Here is a 17,928-nt window from a genome sequence, read left to right as displayed (position 1 = left end):
GTCGGTGCCGCGTGACACCCTGATCGGTGATGGCTGACGTCCTTGACCGCTTCTCCCCGCGACCCGCGCCTGGTTCGAGGGGACGTTCAGCGCGCCCACCGCGGCCCAGGCCGGTTCGTGGGAGGCCATCAGCAGCGGCCAGCACACCCTGGTCGTGGCCCCGACGGGTTCGGGCAAGACCCTGTCGGCGTTCCTGTGGTCGCTGGATCGCCTCGCCGCCGAGGGCGTGCCGGAGGATCCGCAGCGGCGCTGCCGGATCCTCTACATCTCGCCGATGAAGGCGCTCGCGGTCGATGTCGAACGCAACCTTCGCTCACCCCTGGTCGGGATCACCCACGCCGCCACCCGCCTGGGTGAGCAGGAGCCCGACATCACGGTCGCCGTGCGTTCCGGTGACACCACCGCACAGGATCGACGGGTCTTCGCCAAGACACCCGCCGACGTACTCATCACCACCCCCGAGTCGCTCTTCCTGCTGCTGACCTCCGCCGCCCGCGAGTCCCTGTGCGGGGTGCAGACGGTGATCATCGACGAGATCCACGCGGTCGCTGGCACCAAACGCGGCGCCCACCTCGCGTTGTCCCTCGAACGACTTGATGAGCTGCTGGAGACCCCCGCACAACGGGTCGGTCTGTCGGCGACCGTGCGGCCGGTGGAGGAGGTGGCCCGCTACCTGTCCGGCGGCCGGCCGGTCAGCATCGTCCAACCACCGATCGAGAAGTCCTGGGACCTGGAGGTGGTCGTCCCGGTCCCCGACATGTCCGAGCTGGGCCAGGTCACCGGCGACCTGTCCGGTGCCGCCGCCGGGCCGGTGGAGCGTACGTCGATCTGGCCGCACGTCGAGGAACGCATCGTCGATCTCGTGGCCGAGCACCGCAGCACCCTGATCTTCGCCAACTCCCGGCGACTGGCCGAACGCCTCACCGCGCGCCTCAACGAGATCTGGGCCGAGCGCCTGGATCCCGATGCGGCACAGGAGATTTCGGGGCCACCCGCACAGGTCATGGCCCAAGCGGGCGCGTCCAGGGGTGCGCCGCCCGTGCTCGCCCGGGCGCACCACGGCTCGGTCAGCAAGGAGCAGCGCGGTGAGATCGAGGACGCGCTCAAACGCGGCGATCTGCCTGCCGTGGTCGCGACGAGTTCGCTCGAGCTGGGGATCGACATGGGCGCGGTCGACCTGGTCATCCAGGTCGAATCACCGCCCAGCGTGGCCAGCGGCCTGCAGCGCGTGGGCCGGGCCGGCCACCAGGTGGGTGCCACCTCCCACGGCGTGCTCTTCCCCAAGTTCCGCGGCGACCTGCTGCAGACCACCGTCGTGGCACAGCGCATGCGCACCGGTCAGATCGAGGCGTTGCACGTGCCCGCCAACCCACTGGACGTGCTCGCGCAGCAGATCGTGGCGATGTGCGCCATGGACGACTGGCTGGTCGATGACCTGGAGCGGGTGGTGCGCCGGACCGCGTCCTTCGCGACGCTGGCGCGGCCCTTGCTGGAGTCGGTCCTGGACATGCTGTCCGGCCGGTACCCGAGCGACGAATTCGCCGAGCTGCGGGCACGGTTGGTGTGGGACCGGATCGCCGGGACGTTGTCCGGGCGTCGCGGTGCGCAGCGGCTGGCCGTGACCAGCGGGGGCACCATCCCCGACCGCGGCCTCTACGGCGTGTTCCTGGCTTCGGGAACCGGACCGGGCCGGCGCGTGGGCGAGCTGGACGAGGAGATGGTCTACGAGTCGCGGGTCGGGGACGTCTTCACCCTCGGCACCAGCAGCTGGCGCATCGAAGACATCACCCACGACCAGGTGCTGGTCTCCCCCGCCCCGGGACAGCCGGGCAAGCTGCCGTTCTGGAAGGGCGACACTTTGGGCCGGCCCGCCGAATTGGGCCGCGCGGTGGGCGAATTCGTCCGAACGGTCGGTGCACAGGACAACGCCAGCGCCCGGGACCAGTTGCGCGCGGCCGGCCTGGACGACTGGGCCTCGGACAACCTGCTGGCCTATCTGCACGAGCAGCACGAAGCGACCGGCCAGCTGCCCACCGATCGGCAGATCGTCGTCGAACGCTTCCGGGACGAACTGGGCGATTGGCGCATCGTCATCCACTCGCCGTACGGCGCCCAGATCCACGCGCCGTGGGCCCTGGCCATCTCCGCCCGGCTGCGCGAGCAGTTCGGTCTGGAGGTCCAAGCGATGCACGGCGACGACGGGATCGTGCTGCGGATGCTGGACTTCGAGATCGAGGAGGGCGATCAGCCCGTCGGTCAACGGTTGCTGGATGCGATCATCCTGGACCCCGACGAGGTAGCGGAGATGGTCACCCGCGAGATCGGCGGTTCAGCCCTGTTCGCGTCGCGCTTCAGGGAGTGCGCCGCACGCGCCCTGCTCATCCCCCGCCGCCAGCCCGGTCGTCGACAGGCTCTGTGGCAACAACGGCAACGCTCCGCCCAACTTCTGGAGGTCGCCTCCCGCTACCCGTCCTTCCCGATCATCCTGGAAGCCGTCCGCGAGGTCGTGCAGGACGTTTTTGACGTCCCCGCCTTGACCGGTCTGATGCGCGACATCGGCTCCCGGCGGGTGCGCGTGGCCCAGATCGACACCCCGAGCGCGTCACCCTTCGCACGCAGTCTGCTCTTCGGGTACGTCGCGCAGTTCCTCTACGAGGGCGACTCACCGCTGGCGGAGCGGCGAGCCGCAGCCCTCGCGATGGATCCGTCGCTACTGGCCGATCTGCTGGGCCACGGTGAAGGCGCGGCGCTGCGGGATCTGCTCGATCCGCAGGTGCTCGCGGCGACCGAGCAGGAGCTGCAACGGCTCACTCCCGAGCGCGGCGCCAGGCACGCCGAGGACGTCGTGGATCTGCTGCGAGCTCTCGGTCCGCTCCCGGACGATGAGATCGCCGCCCGGACCGTGGCCGAGATCCGCGACCAAGTGCCGCAATGGCTGCAGGAGCTGGAGCGGACCCGGCAGGTGTTCCGGGCCCGGTGGAGCGGGATCGAGCACTACGCGGCCATCGAGGACGCCGGCCGGCTGCGGGACGCGCTCGGTGTCGGGTTGCCGCCCGGTATCGCCACCGCCTTCACCGACAGCGTGCCGGACCCGTTGGGCGATCTGCTGGCTCGCTACGCGCGCACCCATGGACCGTTCGGGGTCGACCAGATCGCACAGCACTTCGGGCTTGGCCGCGCCGTGGCCAGTGCGGGCTGCCGCCGCCTGGTCGGCGAGGGACGCCTGGTCGAGGGAGAGCTACGCCCGGAGGCGGCCACCGGGCGCCTGGACCTGTGTGACCCGCAGGTGCTGCGACTGTTGCGACGGCGATCGCTGGCGAGTCTGCGGGCCGAGGTCGAGCCGGTCCCGGCCCAGGACTTCGCCCGGTTCCTGCCGGCCTGGCAGGGTCTGGGCTCGGGCCAGCGCGGGATGGACGGATTGTTCCGAGCAGTCGAGCAACTGGCTGGCGCCCGGTTACCGGCCAGCGCCCTGGAAACCCTGGTCCTGCCCGCCCGCGTGGCCGGCTACTCCCCGGCCATGCTCGACGAAGCAATGTCCACCGGGGACGTGCTGTGGCAGGGGCACGCCGCCCTCCCCGGAGACGACGGATGGGTCTCGTTGCACCTCGCCGATGCGGCGACGTTGACCCTCCTGCCCGGTGACGGCGGTGCGGACGGCCCGCTGCACGACGCGATTCGCCACGCTCTTGCCGGCGGCGGCGCGTTCTTCTTCCGGCCGTTGCTGGAGGCCGTACGCCGGGGCGGGCAGGAGCGCGTGAGCGAGAAGGAGCTCATGACGGCGTTGTGGGATCTGGTCTGGGCCGGTGAGGTCAGCGGCGACACGATCGCTGCGCTGCGAGCACGCCTCGGCAACGGCCGACCTGCCCACCGGTCGCGCAGCCGGGGCCCGCGGCGGGCCAGGTACGGCCGGCCCGGCGGCATCTCCCTGGGTTCGGCGCTGGCCGGCGGCGCGGTCACGCCCCCGGACGCAGTCGGCCGGTGGACGCTGCTCCCAGCTCCCGATCCGAATCCCACCGCCCGGATGCTGGCGCGCGCGGAGGTCCTGCTCGACCGCTACGGCGTGGTCACCCGCGGGTCCGTGACCGCAGAAGGTGTCGAGGGCGGTTTCGCGGGCGTCTACCGCGTCCTGGCGGCGGCTGAGGAAGCCGGCCGGGTCCGGCGGGGATATTTCATCGAAGGGCTCGGCGCCGCCCAGTTCGCGTCCGGCGGTGCGGTCGACCGACTCCGGGCATCAAGCAAACCCGTTGGTATCACACGCAATCCGTGGGACAACCCGGCGCCGGTCGACCAAGGACGCACCCTCGTGCTGGCGGCCGCGGACCCCGCCAACCCCTACGGCGCCGCTCTTGCGTGGCCGGATCGCAGTGCCGACCCTGCCGACGACGACCTGGCCAAACCGGCCCGGTCCGGTCACAAACCGGGGCGGAAGGCGGGAGCATTGGTGGTGCTGGTCGACGGCGCCTTGATCCTCTACGTGGAGCGCGGCGGCCGGACGTTCTTGTCCTACTCCGAGGAACCCGCGGATCTGCGCGCCGCCGCCGATGCGCTTGCCCTGGCGGTGCGCGAGGGTGCCCTCGGCCCGCTCACGGTGCGATCCGCGGACGGCGATCCGGTGCTGGGATCGGAGCATCCGCTGGCGGCCGCGCTGGCGGATGCCGGCTTCCATGTCACGCCGCGCGGCCTGCGGATCCGGACCTGAACCGGTGCCCGAAGGAGACGTCGTCCACAAGACCGCCGACCGTTTGCACGCGGCACTGTCCGGTCGGCCGTTGGTGGGGGTGGACCTGCGCTGGCCCAACGTGCCCGGCGTCGAACTGCGCGGCCGCGAGACGCTGGAGGTCCGCGCCCGCGGCAAGCATCTGTTGCACCGCATCGGCGGTGGAATCACGCTGCACACGCATCTGCGGATGGAAGGTTCGTGGCGGATCCGGCCCACCGTGCAGGTCACCCCGGCAGTGGCCCGGCGCGCAGACATCCGAGCCATCGTCGCCGACGAGCAGTGGGCCGCGATCGGCTACCGACTGGGCATGCTCGAACTCCTGGCCACGGCCGACGAAGACCGCGTCGTGGGCCATCTGGGACCGGACATCCTGGCCGAGGACTTCGATACGAGCCGTGCGTCGAGCAATCTGCTGGCCGACGGCGATCGCACGATCGGATCGGCTCTGCTGGATCAACGCAACGTCGCCGGGATCGGCACGATGTTCGCAGCTGAATCGCTCTTCGCCACCCGGACCCGCCCTGGCAGCGGGCGGCCGACAGCGACGTCGGAGCCATCCTGGCCAGCGCCCGCCACATGATGCAGCGATCGATGCAGCAGCCGATCCGCGACGTCATGGAGAAGGTGTCCACCCTGGAGGAATCAGCGGTGCATGCCCGCAGCGGCCGACCGTGCCTACGGTGCGGTGGGACGGTGCGGGTGGCCATGATCGGCGATCCGCCCCAGGACCGCACCATGTTCTACTGCCCCAGCTGCCAGGGCGGACTGGGTCCGACTGACGATGGCAGCCGACAGCAGCCGCTGAGTTCAAGCCCCCGCAGCACACGCTACGGATAGAGCCCTGCGAACTGGACTCACCGCCACGTGTCACGGATCCGTCACACGTCAGGGACCCGCGACCGGAGAGAGAATCAGGCGGCGGATACGACCGGTGCTGCCGCCGGAACCGGCAGCCGCACCAACGACTCCAGCGCGGCCACACGATCCGAGACCAGCAGCAACGCCTCGGACATGGGCACATCCAGAGCGTCGCAGATCATGGCCAAGACCTCGGACGAGGCTTCCTTCTCACCGCGCTCGATCTCGCTGAGGTAACCCAGCGAGACACTCGCCGCCGCGGACACATCACGCAGCGTGCGCCCCTGGCTCTGGCGCAGGCGACGCAACACATCACCCAACTCACGCCGAAGCACGATCATGGCGTCACCTCCTGCCCGTGGTACGAGGCCCTGTCGTCACAGCCAACCGAGGCCGGTCACCTCGGGTCGAACCGGACCGCCCGGCCCGATGGGATCAACTGTAGCCGCCACCCCTGACATTCCCGAGGGGGTTACGCCGTGCCGCGCGCCGCGTCGATCAACAGGCCCAGCGCACGTTCGACCGTCGCTGCCCGGATCTCATCGCGGGATCCATTCAGGGACAGGATCCGCACGTCGTCGCCGGATTCCCAGGCGACGGCGATGAAGACCCGGCCGACCGGGGCAATGCCTTGCGGATCGGGACCGGCGACCCCCGTGGTGGCGATACCCAGATCGGCACCCAGCACCCGGCGGACACCGTGCGCCATCTGCCGGGCCACGTCCGCCTGCACCGGACCGCCGGCCCGCAGGAGGAAATCGTCCACCCCCAGCACACTGCTCTTGGTGTCCGTCGCATAGCTGACGACACCGCCGCGGACGACCGCCGATGCACCGGGAACCGCGGTCAGTGCGGCGGTCACCAGGCCCCCGGTCAAGGATTCGGCCACAGCGACCGAGAGACCGGCGGCCTGTAACTGCGCGATGGCCCGGGATGCCGTGCTCATGCCGCCGCCTTGCCGTGCTGGGCCGTCGGGCCCGACGCCGATCCGGGGGTGCCGCCGGAGCGCAGCGCCATCGCCCGGAACACATAATCGATCCCGGTCACCACGGTCACGACCAACGCCGCAATCATGACGATCCACGCGAAGACATGCAGGAACCCGCTGAGCGGGAGCACGAACAATCCGATGGCCACCGCCTGCAGGAGCGTCTTCAACTTCCCGCCGCGGCTGGCCGGGAGGACCCCGTGTTTGAGGACCACGAGCCGCAGAACGGTGATGCCGACCTCCCGGATCAGGATGACGATGGTCAGCCACCACGGCAGGGCACCGATGATGCTCAAACCGACCAGCGCCGTACCCATGAGGGCCTTGTCCGCGATCGGATCCGCCATCTTGCCGAAGTCGGTGACCAGGTTGCGGGAGCGAGCGAGGTGACCGTCGACCTGGTCGGTGATCGAAGCAACCGCGAAGACGCCGAAGGCGGCCACTCGCCACCACGTCTGGTGGCCGCCGTCGTGCAGCAGCAACCAGCCGAACAGCGGCACGAGCAGGATGCGCAACATCGTCAACCCGTTGGCGATGTTCCAGACGCTGACGTCGTCCGGCGGCGTCGACGCCGGGTCCGGTTGGAGGGCCGGCGCGTGCGCCTCGATCCGCTGCCGCATCTGTTCGGCGGTCAGCGGTTCGCGACGGGGTCGCTGCTCGTTCACGCCCGCCGCTCCGCCACCAGATCGATACCGACCGTATCGATCACGGTGGCGCGCACGATGTCGCCCACGGCAAGGTCGGCCACGTGCCCGGTGAGGATGGTCTCGCCGTCGACGTCCGGGCCCTGTTGCCCGGCGCGACCCCGGATCTCGTGATCCTGCGGATCGTCGGGGTCGCCGAGGGATTCCACGAGTACGTCGACCTGCTGGCCCACGCGGTCGGCGGCGCGCTGCGCGGTCAACTCATCGGCCAACGCCTGGAAATGGGCCACCCGGGAGGCGATCTCGTGCTCGGGCAACTTGCCCTCGTAACCCTCGGCTTCGGTCCCGTCCTCGTCGGAGTAGCCGAACACGCCGATGACGTCCAGGTCGGCGTGGGTGAGGAATTGCTCCAGCTCGGACAGGTCTTCGTCGGTCTCGCCGGGGAATCCGACGATCACGTTGGAGCGGATTCCCGCCTCGGGGCTGCGCCGGCGTACATCCGCAAGCAGCGACAGGAACGACTCCCGCGAACCGAACCGACGCATCCGACGCAACAACGGCTCCGACGCGTGTTGGAAGGAGATGTCGAAATAGGGCACCACGCCCGGGGTCGAGGTCATCACCTCCAGCAGATCGGGCCGGATCTCCGCAGGTTGTAAGTAGGACACCCGAACCCGCGAAATACCTTCTACCGCAGTTAATTCCGGCAACATCGTGTCCAACAGACGCAGATCGCCCAGATCCTTGCCATAGGACGTGGAGTTCTCACTGACCAGGAAGATCTCCCGGACGTCGTGCTGGCCCAGCCAGCGCGCCTCGGCCAGCACATCGGCTGGCCGACGGGAGACGAACGCGCCGCGGAACGACGGAATGGCGCAGAACGCACACCGCCGGTCGCACCCGGAGGCGATCTTCAAAGGTGCCCAGGGGCGTCCGTCGAGCCGGGCCCGGATCACTCGTGGCGCGGCGACCGGCGACTCGATCGCGACCTGCGCCGCGGGGGCCCGCACATCGCCGTGACCGGGCAGTGAAACACCGCTGTCCTGACGGGCCGCCGGGGAGATGGGCAGCAGCTTGCGGCGGTCACCGGGGGTGTGCGCGGCCGGCGCATGCCCGGCAAGGATGGCCTGCAGATGCGATGACATGTCCTGGTAGCTGTCGAAACCCAACACCGCATCGGCCTCGGGCAACTGCTCGGCGAGGTTCTTGCCGTAGCGCTCAGCCAGGCAGCCCACGGCCACGACTGCCTGGGTGCGACCGGTCTCCTTCAGATCACCGGCTTCCAGCAGGGCGTCGATCGAGTCCTTCTTGGCCTGCTCGACGAAGCCGCAGGTGTTCACGACCGCGACGTCGGCCTGCGCGGCGTCGTCGACAAGGTGCCACCCCTCGGCCGCCAGGCGGCCGGCCAGCTCCTCGGAGTCGACCTCGTTGCGTGCGCAGCCCAGGGTCACCAACGCCACGCTGCGACCGGTCATCTCCTCGACGCCTCCAGAAACCACGCCCGCCAGTCTATGGCGCCGATCCACAGGTTCCGAACCGTCGAACCGAGTACCGGCGCTGTGATCGAATGACGGGATGTCCGACGCTTCGTCACTGCTGATCATCGATGGCCACAACGACCTGCTGTGGGAGGCCCGCGAGCAGGTGGGGTACGACTTCGGCCGGCTCGATGTCGGCGGGGACACCACCGGGCGCACGCACACCGACATCCCTCGCTTGCGGGCTGGTGGCGTGGGCGGACAGTTCTGGTCGGTGTTCGTCCCGTCCGACCTGCCCGGCGCGACCGCCGTGACCGCGACCCTCGAGCAGATCGATGCCGCGCACCAACTCATCGCACGGTACGACGACCTGCAGTTGGCGCGCAGCGCCGAGCAGGTGCGGGCCGCTCTGGCAGACGGCCGCATCGCCAGCCTCCTGGGGGCCGAGGGCGGTCAGTCGATCGATTCCTCACTGGCCGCGCTGCGGATGCTCTACGTGCTCGGAGTGCGGTACATGACGCTGACGCACAACGACAACACGCCCTGGGCCGGCTCGGCCACCGATGTCGAAGTACCCGGCGGCCTGACGTCCTTCGGGGTCGAGGTGGTGCGTGAGATGAACCGGATCGGCATGCTGGTCGACCTGTCGCACGTCGCCGCGAACACGATGCACGCCGCGCTCGATGCCACCCGCGCCCCGGTGATCTTCTCCCACTCCAGCGCGCGAGCTCTGTGCGATCATCCGCGCAATGTGCCCGACGACGTTCTGGAGCGAATTCCGGACAACGGCGGCGTCGTCATGGCCACTTTCGTGCCAGTGTTCGTCTCCCCCGACGTCATGGCCTACGACCAGCAAATGAAGGAGGCGACGGCCGCCTCGGGGATCGATGCGGCGGACACCGACGCCCTGCAGGCGTTCCGCGACCAGTGGCAGCACGACCGGCCCGCACCGCGTGCGACCATCGCCGACGTCGTCGCCCACCTGCAGCACCTGCGCGAGGTCGCTGGTGTCGACCACGTCGGTCTCGGCGGCGACTACGACGGCGTGGACCGACTCCCGGACGGCCTGGAGGACGTCAGCGGCTACGCCCGGCTGCTGGCCGCTCTGCGCGAGAAGGGCTGGTCCGAAGCCGACCTCGCGAAGCTGGCCAACGGCAACATCTTGCGGGTCCTGACGGAGGCGGAGCAGGTTGCCGAGGACCTACAGGCCACCGAGCCGCCGAGCCTGGTGCGGTATCAGCCGGCGGCGGACTGACGCAGCCGGCCGGCGTGCACACCGGACGCGATCAGCGCCGGGATCCAACCCACCAGCAGAGCCCACCCGGCCCCGGCCTGCAGCCCCGAGGGCAGGACATCGAAGCCTGAACTGCCCGGCGAACCCGCTGCCGAGATGATGACCGCGGCCGCTCCCGCGAGCGCACCGGCGACCAACACTGCCCCCCACGCCGCCCACATCATGGTGTACCCGGCCCGCCCGGGGGCGATCTCGCGCGCTGCCGGTGACACCAGGATGACGGGGACCAGCAGGACGATGGCCAGGGCGACCAGGAAGTTGGTCAGCGGGTGACCGTTGTCCGACCACGGCCAGATCACCAGGGTGGCCATTCGCACCAGCCCCGACCAGCCCAGGTTGTTGGGCTGCAGCAGCGATCCGAGCAGACTGGAGGCGGCCAGGCACAGTGCCCCGGCCAGGCCGGCGGTCAGACCGACGCCGACAGCGCCGGCCCAACGACTCACCGGCCGTTCTCGGTCAGACTCCACGCATCCTCGGATCCGTCGTCCGAGGAGGCCTCGGCGTCGTACACGTCGTCGGCGGCCGGCACGTCCTCACCCCGCAACAATGCCAGAGTCGTCGGAAGGTCGTCCGGCTTGACCAGGACGTCACGAGCCTTCGACCCTTCGGAGGGACCGACCACGCCGCGGGATTCGAGCAGATCCATCAGTCGTCCGGCCTTGGCGAAACCGACCCGCAGCTTGCGCTGGAGCATTGAGGTCGAACCGAACTGGGTGGTGACGATCAGCTCGGCGGCCTGCAGCATCAGGTCGAGGTCGTCACCGACTTCTTCGTCGATCTGCTTCTTCGGGGCAACGACCGTGACGTCGTCGCGGTAGTGCGCCTGCAGCTGACCCTTGACGTGCGCGACGACCTCGTGCACCTCGGTTTCGGTGACCCACGCCCCCTGTACGCGGATGGGCTTGGATGCACCCATCGGCAGGAACAGAGCGTCACCCTGGCCGATCAGCTTCTCCGCGCCGGGCTGGTCGAGCACGACCCGCGAGTCGGCCAGGGACGAGGTCGCGAACGCCATCCGGGAGGGCACGTTGGCCTTGATCAGACCGGTCACCACATCGACCGAGGGGCGCTGGGTCGCAAGCACCAGGTGGATGCCGGCGGCTCGGGCCAACTGCGTGATCCGCACGATCGATTCTTCGACGTCGCGCGGGGCCACCATCATCAGGTCCGCGAGCTCGTCGACGACGACCAGCAGATACGGGTAAGGCTGCAGGTTGCGCTTACTGTCCGGGGGAAGCGTGACCTTGCCCGCGCGCACCGCCTTGTTGAAGTCGTCGACGTGTTTGAAGCCGAACGCAGCCAGGTCGTCGTAGCGGGTGTCCATCTCCCGCACCACCCATTGCAGGGCCTCTGCTGCCTTCTTCGGGTTGGTGATGATCGGCGTGATCAGGTGCGGAATGCCCTCGTACGCAGTCAGTTCAACCCGCTTGGGGTCCACCAGCACCATGCGGACCTCTTCGGGGGTCGCACGCATCATGATCGAGACGATCATCGAGTTCACGAAGCTGGACTTGCCGGCGCCGGTCGCTCCCGCGACGAGAAGGTGCGGCATCTTGGCCAGGTTGGCCACGACGTACCCGCCCTCGACGTCCTTGCCGACGCCCATCACCATGGGGTGCTCGTTGCTGCGCGCCGCCTGGCTGCGCAGTACGTCGCCGAGGCTGACCTTCTCGCGATCGGTGTTGGGGATCTCGATACCGATCGCGGACTTGCCCGGGATCGGCGACAGGATCCGCACGTCGGCCGACGCCACGGCGTACGCGATGTTCTTGGACAACGCGGTGACCCGCTCGACCTTGGTCCCGGAGCCGAGTTCGACCTCGTAGCGGGTGACCGTCGGGCCCCGGGTGAAGCCGGTGACCTGAGCGTCCACGTCGAAGGATTCCAGGGTCGCCCGCAGTGCCTCGACGACGCGGTCGTTGGCGGCCGAGCGCGACTTGGGCGGCGTGCCGGGTTGCAGGATCTGGTTGGCCGGCAGGGTGTAGGTGACGTCCCCGCCGAGCGCGAGTTGCTCGACGCGTTGCGGGATGGGCGCTACCGGGGGTGCCTCCAGCGGCGGGGTGGCATCGACCGGAGCCGGTGCTGCCTTCTCCCCCGGGCGCAGGACCCGGCCGTCGGCTGCGGTGCGTTCCGGCAGCGGCGCCGGGCCGGCCTTGGGCGAGCCGTGGTGCACCTGGGCGGCCTGCTCGAAGGCTTCGTCGCCGTCCAGTCCCGGCTCATCGGGCGCCGTACGCCGGCGTCCCCGCTTCCTGGGGCGCTGACCGTCGATCTGGTCACCGTGCAGGTCCTGTGCCACAGCGTCGATCGGACCGTCGGTGTCCTCCTCCGAGCCGTGCTGACCCATCAACCAGCGGTAGGTGTGCTGGATACGCGTCGGCACCGCCCGCACCGGGGTCGCCGTCATGACCAGCACCCCGAAGACCGTGACGACGGCCAGCACGGCCGCGGTGCCCCAGGAGCCGATGGCCGCCGCGATCGGACTGGAGGCCAGGAAGCCGACCATGCCGCCGGCCGTGCGGATGTCGTCGGTCATCGCGGGAGCCGGAATGCCCTTGACGGTGCTGATCAAGCCGCAGATTCCGGCCAGGAACAGCGCCAGGCCGATCAGTACCCGGTGCGTGGCCGGGTGACCCTTGGGCGAACGCAGCAGGTGACCGCCCAGCAGCACCAGGATGATGGGCAGGGCGAGCGCCACCATGCCGAAGGTGCCGGCGACGACGGCGTAGACGGCATCGCCGAAAGTGCCGCTGACGCCCCACCATTCACGCAGCGCGACCACGATGGCGAATGCGATGAGCAGGAAGCCCAGGCCGTCGCGGCGCTGCTCGGGACCGACTTCGCGACCGGACATCGCCACACTGCGCGCCGTTCCGCCGGCCGCATGGGAGACCCCCATCCAGGCCGACCGCACGGCGCGCACCGGCATCGGCATTCCGCCGTTGCGTGCCTTGGTGCGACTGGCCGGCGCCGAGGCCCGCGGTGCCCTGGCTGCGGGGCGTGCGGATCGGGCGCTTGCTGATTTGCCGCTCGAGCTACGAGCCCGGCTCTTGGTCGAGGAGGTCCCGCGGCTCGCGGGCTGACGGGTAGCCACCGAAACAGGCTAGAGGACTGTCACATCTTTCACTTGCGTCACACGCCGCCGCGATCGGCCCGAATCGGACCGATCGCGGCGCGCGAGGAGTTATGCGGTGTGATGCACCGGTTGCAGTGCGTAGACCGGTGTCTCCAGCCCCTCGTACCGGGCTTTCAGCTGCAGCGCCAGGTAGAGGGAGTAGTGGCGGGACTGGTGCAGGTTGCCGCCGTGCATCCACAGGTTCGGCACGTTGGTGGGCTTCCACATGTTGCGTTGTTCGCCCTCCCACGGTCCGGGATCCTTGGTGGTGTCCGATCCCAGACCCCAGCATTTGCCCAGTTGGTCCGCCGTCTGCTGGTCGATCAGGTCGGCCACCCAGCCGTTCATCGAGTTGTAGCCGGTGGCGAAGACGACCAGGTCGGCGGGCAAGTGCGTGCCGTCCTCGAGCACGACGGCGTCCTTGCTGAGGTGATCGATCTGCCCGTGCACCAGCTTCACGTCGCCGTTCGCCACCAGATCGGCCGAACCGACGTCGATGTAATAACCGGAGCCGCGTCGCAGGTACTTCATGAACAGACCGGAGCCGTCCTCGCCCCAGTCGTGCCAGAAACCGGCGTTCTCCAACCGGTCGTAGAAGTCCTTGTCGACCTCGGCCATCTTCTCGTAGGCCGGGATCTGGAACTGGTGCATGATCCGGTACGGCAGCGACGCGAAGATCAGGTCGGCCTTCTCCGTGGTCACTCCGGCTTCGACCGCCCGCTCCGAATACAGGTCTCCGAGCCCGTATTCCATGAGTGACTCGCTCTTGACGATGTGCGTCGAGGAGCGCTGCACCATCGTCACGTCGGCGCCGTTCTCCCACAGTGCCCCGCAGATGTCGAAGGCGGAGTTGTTCGAGCCGATGACCACCGCCCGCTTGCCGGCGTAGGCGTCCGGACCCGGGTGCGCGCTGGAGTGGTGTACGTCGCCCTCGAAGACGTCGATTCCCTCGACCTCGGGCATCCGCGGCTTACCCGACATACCGGTCGCGAACACCAGTTGCGTCGGGCGCAACGTCACCGGCTGCCCGTCACGCTCAACCTCGACGGTCCACTCCCCGCGCTCGGCCGACCAGCTTGCCTTCTTGGCTTCGGTGTTGTTCCAGTACGGCACCTCCATGACCTTGACGTAGGACTCCAGCCAGTCGGCGATCTTGTCCTTGGGTGCGAAGACCGGCCAGTTGTCCGGGAACTTCAGGTACGGCAGGTGGTCGTACCAGACCGGGTCGTGCAGGCACAGCGACTTGTAGCGACCGCGCCACTGGTCACCGGGCCGGGGGTGCTTGTCGATGACCAGCGCCGGCACCTCCAACTGCCGCAACCGGGCGCCGAGGGCGATACCGCCCTGTCCGCCGCCGATGATCAGCACGTAGGGCTGGGTGGTCGAACCCAGCGACTCGGCCTCCTCCTGGCGACGCTCGGCCCAGCTCTTGCGATCGCGCGTGGCGCCGTGCTCAGCACCCTTGGGGCGCCGTACGCCGCGTGGTTCCTCGTGACCCTTGAGCTCCCGCAGGGCGGTGAGCAGCGTCCACGCCCTGTCCTCGCCCTCCTCCTCGGTCAGCCGGACCAGGCCCTGCCCGCGCCCGATCCCGGTCTCGAAGGTGAACCAGGCCGTCACGACACCGTCGTCCTCGGTGGCGGGCTCGCTGGTCCGGAACGTGCCCGGGTCGGTGCGGTCGAGCGTCTGGGTGAGCAGGTCGGTGACCCCGCTGCGACCCTCGACGGTCACGATGTTCCAGGTGAAGGACACGAGATCTCGCCAGTAGCTGTCGGTAGCGAAGAGCGCGGCCGCCGCCGCGATGTCCCGCTGGCGCAAGGCGGTCTCGAAAGAGTTCAACCAGGTCTCGGCGCGGGTTTGCGCATCGGTCGCCGTTGCGGCGGGCGAATCGGCAATCTGCGTCATGTGCTCTCAACTCCTCGATGTCGTACGGTGTGATCTACAGCACACCGCGCCGGGGTCCGGGGCGGAACCGTTGCACCACGTTGCATGCGGCGAAAGTGGGATGTGATGACCTCAGCGGCGGCGGTCGCACCCGGTGTCGATCTCGGGCTGCGCGCGCGGCAGTTGGTCCGCCTGCACGACGCCGTGATGTCCGGCTCCCGTTCGCTGGAGGAGCCCCGACCGGTCGTTGCTCGCTCCTGGGCCCGGATGAAGTCGCTGGGCCTGGATCCGGACCGGCCGCTGCACCGCGACATCCTGCCCATCGACCAGGTCGAGGCCCGGCGGGCCGAGAGCGCGCTGGCGCTGGTCGCCGACCGGATCCGCGCCGTGTTGACCAGGGTTGCTGACGCTTCCCTGTTCATCGTGGTCATCACCGACCGGGACGGCGTCATCTTGTGGCGGGAGGGGTCGCCGGCCATTCTGCGACAGGCGGATTCGCTGGGATTCGCGCTCGGCGCGCACTGGTCGGAGACCTACGTCGGCACCAACGCCATCGGCACCGCGCTGGCCGAGCAAGCGCCGGTCCAACTGTTCTCCGCCGAACACTTCGAGCACCGCCAGCACCCGTGGTACTGCACCGCGGCACCGGTCCACGATCCGCGGGACGGCTCATTGCTCGGAATCGTCGACGTGAGCGGTCCGGCGATGACCATGCACCCCGCGCTCGTCGCGCTGGTCGACAGTGCCGTGCAGCTGGCCCAGGGCGCGCTCTGGCAGCACCACGAGCAGCAGCTGCGACGCCTTCGGGAACGCGCCAGCCACCTGATCGCCACGGCCGGCAGCCCGCTGCTGCTGGTCGACGACCACGGTTGGGTGGCCCACCGCGAAGGAGTGAGTGTCCGCGACCGCATCGCGGCACCGCGGGCCGACCGGCCGCTGGCCGTCCCCGGCCTGGGCATGTGCCTGCCCGAGCGCGTGGGCGACGGATGGCTGGTGCGGCCGGCTCCCGAGCCGCGGCGACTGTCGGCCCGGCTCGGCCGCGACGACACGCTGCATCTGGCGGGCGGCGCCGAAGACCAGCCGTGGACCGTGCCGCTGAGCCGCCGCCACGCCCAGATCCTGCGCCTGCTGGCCGCCGCGCCGCGGGGCATGACCGCTGCGGCCTTGAGCACCCGGCTCTACGGCGACGGCGAGCACGAAGTGGCCGTCCGGGCCGAGATCAGCCGGTTACGACGCGCCGCGGGGGCGCTCGTCGAGGCAGCGCCGTACCGCATTGCGGACGGCATCGACGTGGTGTGCGACTGAACGCGCCTGCACTGCTACAGTTTTTGACCAGGTCAAGAGTCTCAGTCGTAAGCCCCGGCTGACTGAGCGGCAACCCTCCTCCGCGGTGGGGTGCTCCGGGTGACGACCCGGCCGGATCGCAACAGCGTGACGGCAAGCGCGGACCAGTCCTCCGCTCGCCACCTTCGGCGTGCTCGCTGGTCCCTTGGACCGACGAGGAGTATCGCCATGAGCACCGTCACGAGCATCACCTGTACGCCGAGCAACGGCTTCACCGAGCCGGCACCCGCCGCCACCCCCAGCCCCGAGCACCCCAGCGCTCGCCGGCTGAGCATCGTGACGGATCTACCGCGTCGCGGTCGCGGCAGTGTGACCGCGGCCGGCCTGCCCCGCACCGTGGCCCACGAGATCGGCGTACCCACGGTGCACCGCACGGTCGTGGACATCGCCAACTTCGACCACGGCGCGACCACCCCCGCATTGGTGGCCGTGACGCAGGCGGTGGACAAGGTCAACCCCACCTACGGCTCGGTGCACCGCGGCGCGGGTTACGCCAGCCGCCTCACGACCGGCTGGTTCGAGCAAGCCCGCGCCGAGGTCGGCCGGTTCGTCGGTGCCCGATCCGGTGATGAGGTGATCTTCACCCGCAACACCACTGACGCGTTGCGGCTGCTCGCTCACGCGTTGCCCCAGGACGCGCTGGTCTTCGCCTGGCAGTCCGCGCACCACGCGGCGCTGCTGCCCTGGCCGGCCGGGCGTACGACGTCGTTGCGGGTGCCACGCAGCACGGCCGACGCCGCCGACCTGCTGCGCACCGCACTGGCAGCCGCCGACCCCCGGGCGCCCAAGCTGGTGGTGCTCACCGGTGCGTGCAACGTCACCGGTGAGGTGTGGCCGGTGCGCGAACTATCCTCTGTTGCAGCCGAGTTCGGCGCCCGAGTGGTTGTCGACGGGGCGCAGCTGGTACCCCACCGAGCCGTGGACCTGGACGAGCTGGGCGCGGACTGGATCGCATTCTCCGGGCACAAGATGTACGCCCCCTTCGGCGCCGGAGCCCTCGTCGGTCGAGCCGACTGGTTGGACGTCGCCGAGCCGTACCTGCCTGCCGGCGGCGCCACGCACTCCGTGTCCGCCGACGGGATCTTGTGGCACAGCGGGCCTGCCCGCCACGAGGGGGAACCCCGAATGCCCTGGGCGCCATCGCCATGGCAGCTGCCTGCGCCACGCTGGCCGAGCACCGAGAAACCATCGAGCGGTACGAGGACGCCCTGGGCAGCCGACTGCGGGCGGGTCTGGCCCAGATCCCCGGGGTCACGATCGTTTCGGCGCTGGGGCAGGACCGTCCGAACGTCGGCGTCGTCACGTTCACCGTGGATGGGTGGGACAGTTCGCTTGTCTCACAAGTGCTTTCGGACGAGGACGGCATCGCCGTCCGCGACGGGCGCTTCTGTGCGCACCTGTTGTGCGACGCCGTGGTCGGACAGAACACCACTGCCGTGCGGGCCAGTCTCGGCCTGGCGACCACCGTGGATCACGTCGACCGGTTGATCGCCGGCGTACGTCGCCTGGTCACCTCCGGCTCGGCACTGCCCTACCGGCACGTGGCGGGTCAGGGGTGGGAAGCGGTCGGCGACCCGCGCGACCTGAGCCAGCCGCGTCCCTGGTAAGC

At 69.6% G+C, this 17,928-nt stretch carries 12 protein-coding genes, 3 pseudogenes and 1 riboswitch; of the genes and pseudogenes, 8 read left to right on the top strand and 7 right to left on the bottom strand.

Translation table 11 applies throughout. The features are described 5' to 3' along the window. Positions 1-29 precede the first annotated feature (29 nt). The 3 genes and pseudogenes from ACFQBT_RS05870 (at position 30) to ACFQBT_RS05860 (ending at position 5,557) form a co-directional block, all read left to right on the top strand. Positions 30-4,699 (top strand): annotated as a pseudogene (locus tag ACFQBT_RS05870) (ATP-dependent helicase). Between the two features lie 4 nt (positions 4,700-4,703). Beyond that, positions 4,704-5,300: a DNA-formamidopyrimidine glycosylase family protein gene (locus ACFQBT_RS05865; RefSeq protein ID WP_377821094.1), complete on the top strand. Its 597-nt coding sequence runs from the start codon at positions 4,704-4,706 to the stop codon at positions 5,298-5,300. 11 nt (positions 5,301-5,311) lie between these two features. Beyond that, positions 5,312-5,557, top strand: a complete 246-nt coding sequence (locus ACFQBT_RS05860; RefSeq protein WP_377821091.1) for a hypothetical protein — start codon at positions 5,312-5,314, stop codon at positions 5,555-5,557. A gap of 74 nt (positions 5,558-5,631) precedes the next feature. Here ACFQBT_RS05860 and ACFQBT_RS05855 read toward each other — a convergent pair whose 3' ends face one another. The 4 genes from ACFQBT_RS05855 to rimO all read right to left on the bottom strand — a co-directional run bounded on the left by ACFQBT_RS05855 (position 5,632) and on the right by rimO (position 8,685). Further along, entirely contained in the window at positions 5,632-5,919 is a 288-nt protein-coding gene (locus ACFQBT_RS05855) for a helix-turn-helix domain-containing protein (RefSeq protein ID WP_377821089.1), read from the bottom strand. Positions 5,920-6,050: 131 nt separating this feature from the next. Beyond that, positions 6,051-6,524, bottom strand: coding sequence for a CinA family protein (locus ACFQBT_RS05850; RefSeq protein ID WP_377821088.1), 474 nt, complete (start codon positions 6,522-6,524; stop codon positions 6,051-6,053). After that, positions 6,521-7,231, bottom strand: coding sequence for a CDP-diacylglycerol--glycerol-3-phosphate 3-phosphatidyltransferase (gene pgsA / locus ACFQBT_RS05845; protein WP_377821086.1), 711 nt, complete (start codon positions 7,229-7,231; stop codon positions 6,521-6,523). The genes ACFQBT_RS05850 and pgsA overlap by 4 nt, the downstream gene beginning before the upstream one ends. Then, on the bottom strand, positions 7,228-8,685 hold the full coding sequence (gene rimO / locus ACFQBT_RS05840; protein WP_377825379.1) for a 30S ribosomal protein S12 methylthiotransferase RimO: 1,458 nt from the start codon (positions 8,683-8,685) through the stop codon (positions 7,228-7,230). Before rimO ends, pgsA begins: the two co-directional genes overlap by 4 nt. A gap of 100 nt (positions 8,686-8,785) precedes the next feature. Here rimO and ACFQBT_RS05835 point away from each other — a divergent pair, with 100 nt between their 5' ends. Beyond that, the gene (locus ACFQBT_RS05835) at positions 8,786-9,943 is read left to right on the top strand and encodes a dipeptidase (protein ID WP_377821085.1); all 1,158 of its coding nucleotides are present in this window, start codon (positions 8,786-8,788) and stop codon (positions 9,941-9,943) included. Here ACFQBT_RS05835 and ACFQBT_RS05830 read toward each other — a convergent pair. The 3 genes from ACFQBT_RS05830 to ACFQBT_RS05820 form a co-directional block, all read right to left on the bottom strand. Beyond that, positions 9,925-10,425, bottom strand: a complete 501-nt coding sequence (locus ACFQBT_RS05830; RefSeq protein ID WP_377821083.1) for a hypothetical protein — start codon at positions 10,423-10,425, stop codon at positions 9,925-9,927. The two genes, ACFQBT_RS05835 and ACFQBT_RS05830, sit on opposite strands and share 19 nt — an antisense overlap. Further along, complete coding sequence (locus ACFQBT_RS05825; RefSeq protein WP_377825377.1) at positions 10,422-12,878, bottom strand: FtsK/SpoIIIE family DNA translocase; 2,457 nt, start codon at positions 12,876-12,878, stop codon at positions 10,422-10,424. Before ACFQBT_RS05825 ends, ACFQBT_RS05830 begins: the two co-directional genes overlap by 4 nt. A gap of 285 nt (positions 12,879-13,163) precedes the next feature. Continuing rightward, entirely contained in the window at positions 13,164-14,996 is a 1,833-nt protein-coding gene (locus tag ACFQBT_RS05820; protein WP_377821082.1) for a flavin-containing monooxygenase, read from the bottom strand. Between the two features lie 105 nt (positions 14,997-15,101). Between ACFQBT_RS05820 and ACFQBT_RS05815 the strand changes: the two genes are divergently transcribed. From ACFQBT_RS05815 to ACFQBT_RS05800, 4 genes and pseudogenes are all read left to right on the top strand, one after another. After that, positions 15,102-16,280 carry a GAF domain-containing protein gene (locus tag ACFQBT_RS05815; RefSeq protein ID WP_377821080.1) on the top strand — a complete coding sequence of 393 codons (1,179 nt, stop codon included), beginning with the start codon at positions 15,102-15,104 and terminating at the stop codon, positions 16,278-16,280. A gap of 30 nt (positions 16,281-16,310) precedes the next feature. Then, positions 16,311-16,425: riboswitch (SAM riboswitch) on the top strand. A 62-nt stretch (positions 16,426-16,487) separates the two neighbouring features. Beyond that, positions 16,488-17,378, top strand: a pseudogene (locus ACFQBT_RS05810) (aminotransferase class V-fold PLP-dependent enzyme); the annotation flags it as partial. Positions 17,379-17,464: 86 nt separating this feature from the next. After that, positions 17,465-17,746: pseudogene (locus ACFQBT_RS05805) on the top strand (aminotransferase class V-fold PLP-dependent enzyme); the annotation flags it as partial. A gap of 39 nt (positions 17,747-17,785) precedes the next feature. Beyond that, entirely contained in the window at positions 17,786-17,926 is a 141-nt protein-coding gene (locus ACFQBT_RS05800) for a hypothetical protein (protein WP_377825586.1), read from the top strand. Positions 17,927-17,928: the final 2 nt, after the last annotated feature.

The organism is Branchiibius cervicis (assembly GCF_042661605.1).
In the GTDB taxonomy this organism is placed as follows: domain Bacteria; phylum Actinomycetota; class Actinomycetes; order Actinomycetales; family Dermatophilaceae; genus Branchiibius; species Branchiibius cervicis.
This window is presented reverse-complemented; position numbering and strand designations above follow the sequence as displayed.

Excerpts from the sequence above, each read along its gene's own strand:
- ACFQBT_RS05815 (WP_377821080.1), top strand. The coding sequence starts at position 15,102 with ATGACCTCAGCGGCGGCGGTCGCACCCGGTGTCGATCTCGGGCTGCGC.
- ACFQBT_RS05820 (WP_377821082.1), bottom strand. The coding sequence starts at position 14,996 with ATGACGCAGATTGCCGATTCGCCCGCCGCAACGGCGACCGATGCGCAA.
- ACFQBT_RS05855 (WP_377821089.1), bottom strand. The coding sequence starts at position 5,919 with ATGATCGTGCTTCGGCGTGAGTTGGGTGATGTGTTGCGTCGCCTGCGC.
- ACFQBT_RS05850 (WP_377821088.1), bottom strand. The coding sequence starts at position 6,524 with ATGAGCACGGCATCCCGGGCCATCGCGCAGTTACAGGCCGCCGGTCTC.
- ACFQBT_RS05860 (WP_377821091.1), top strand. The coding sequence starts at position 5,312 with ATGCAGCAGCCGATCCGCGACGTCATGGAGAAGGTGTCCACCCTGGAG.
- rimO (WP_377825379.1), bottom strand. The coding sequence starts at position 8,685 with ATGACCGGTCGCAGCGTGGCGTTGGTGACCCTGGGCTGCGCACGCAAC.
- ACFQBT_RS05835 (WP_377821085.1), top strand. The coding sequence starts at position 8,786 with ATGTCCGACGCTTCGTCACTGCTGATCATCGATGGCCACAACGACCTG.
- ACFQBT_RS05825 (WP_377825377.1), bottom strand. The coding sequence starts at position 12,878 with ATGGGGGTCTCCCATGCGGCCGGCGGAACGGCGCGCAGTGTGGCGATG.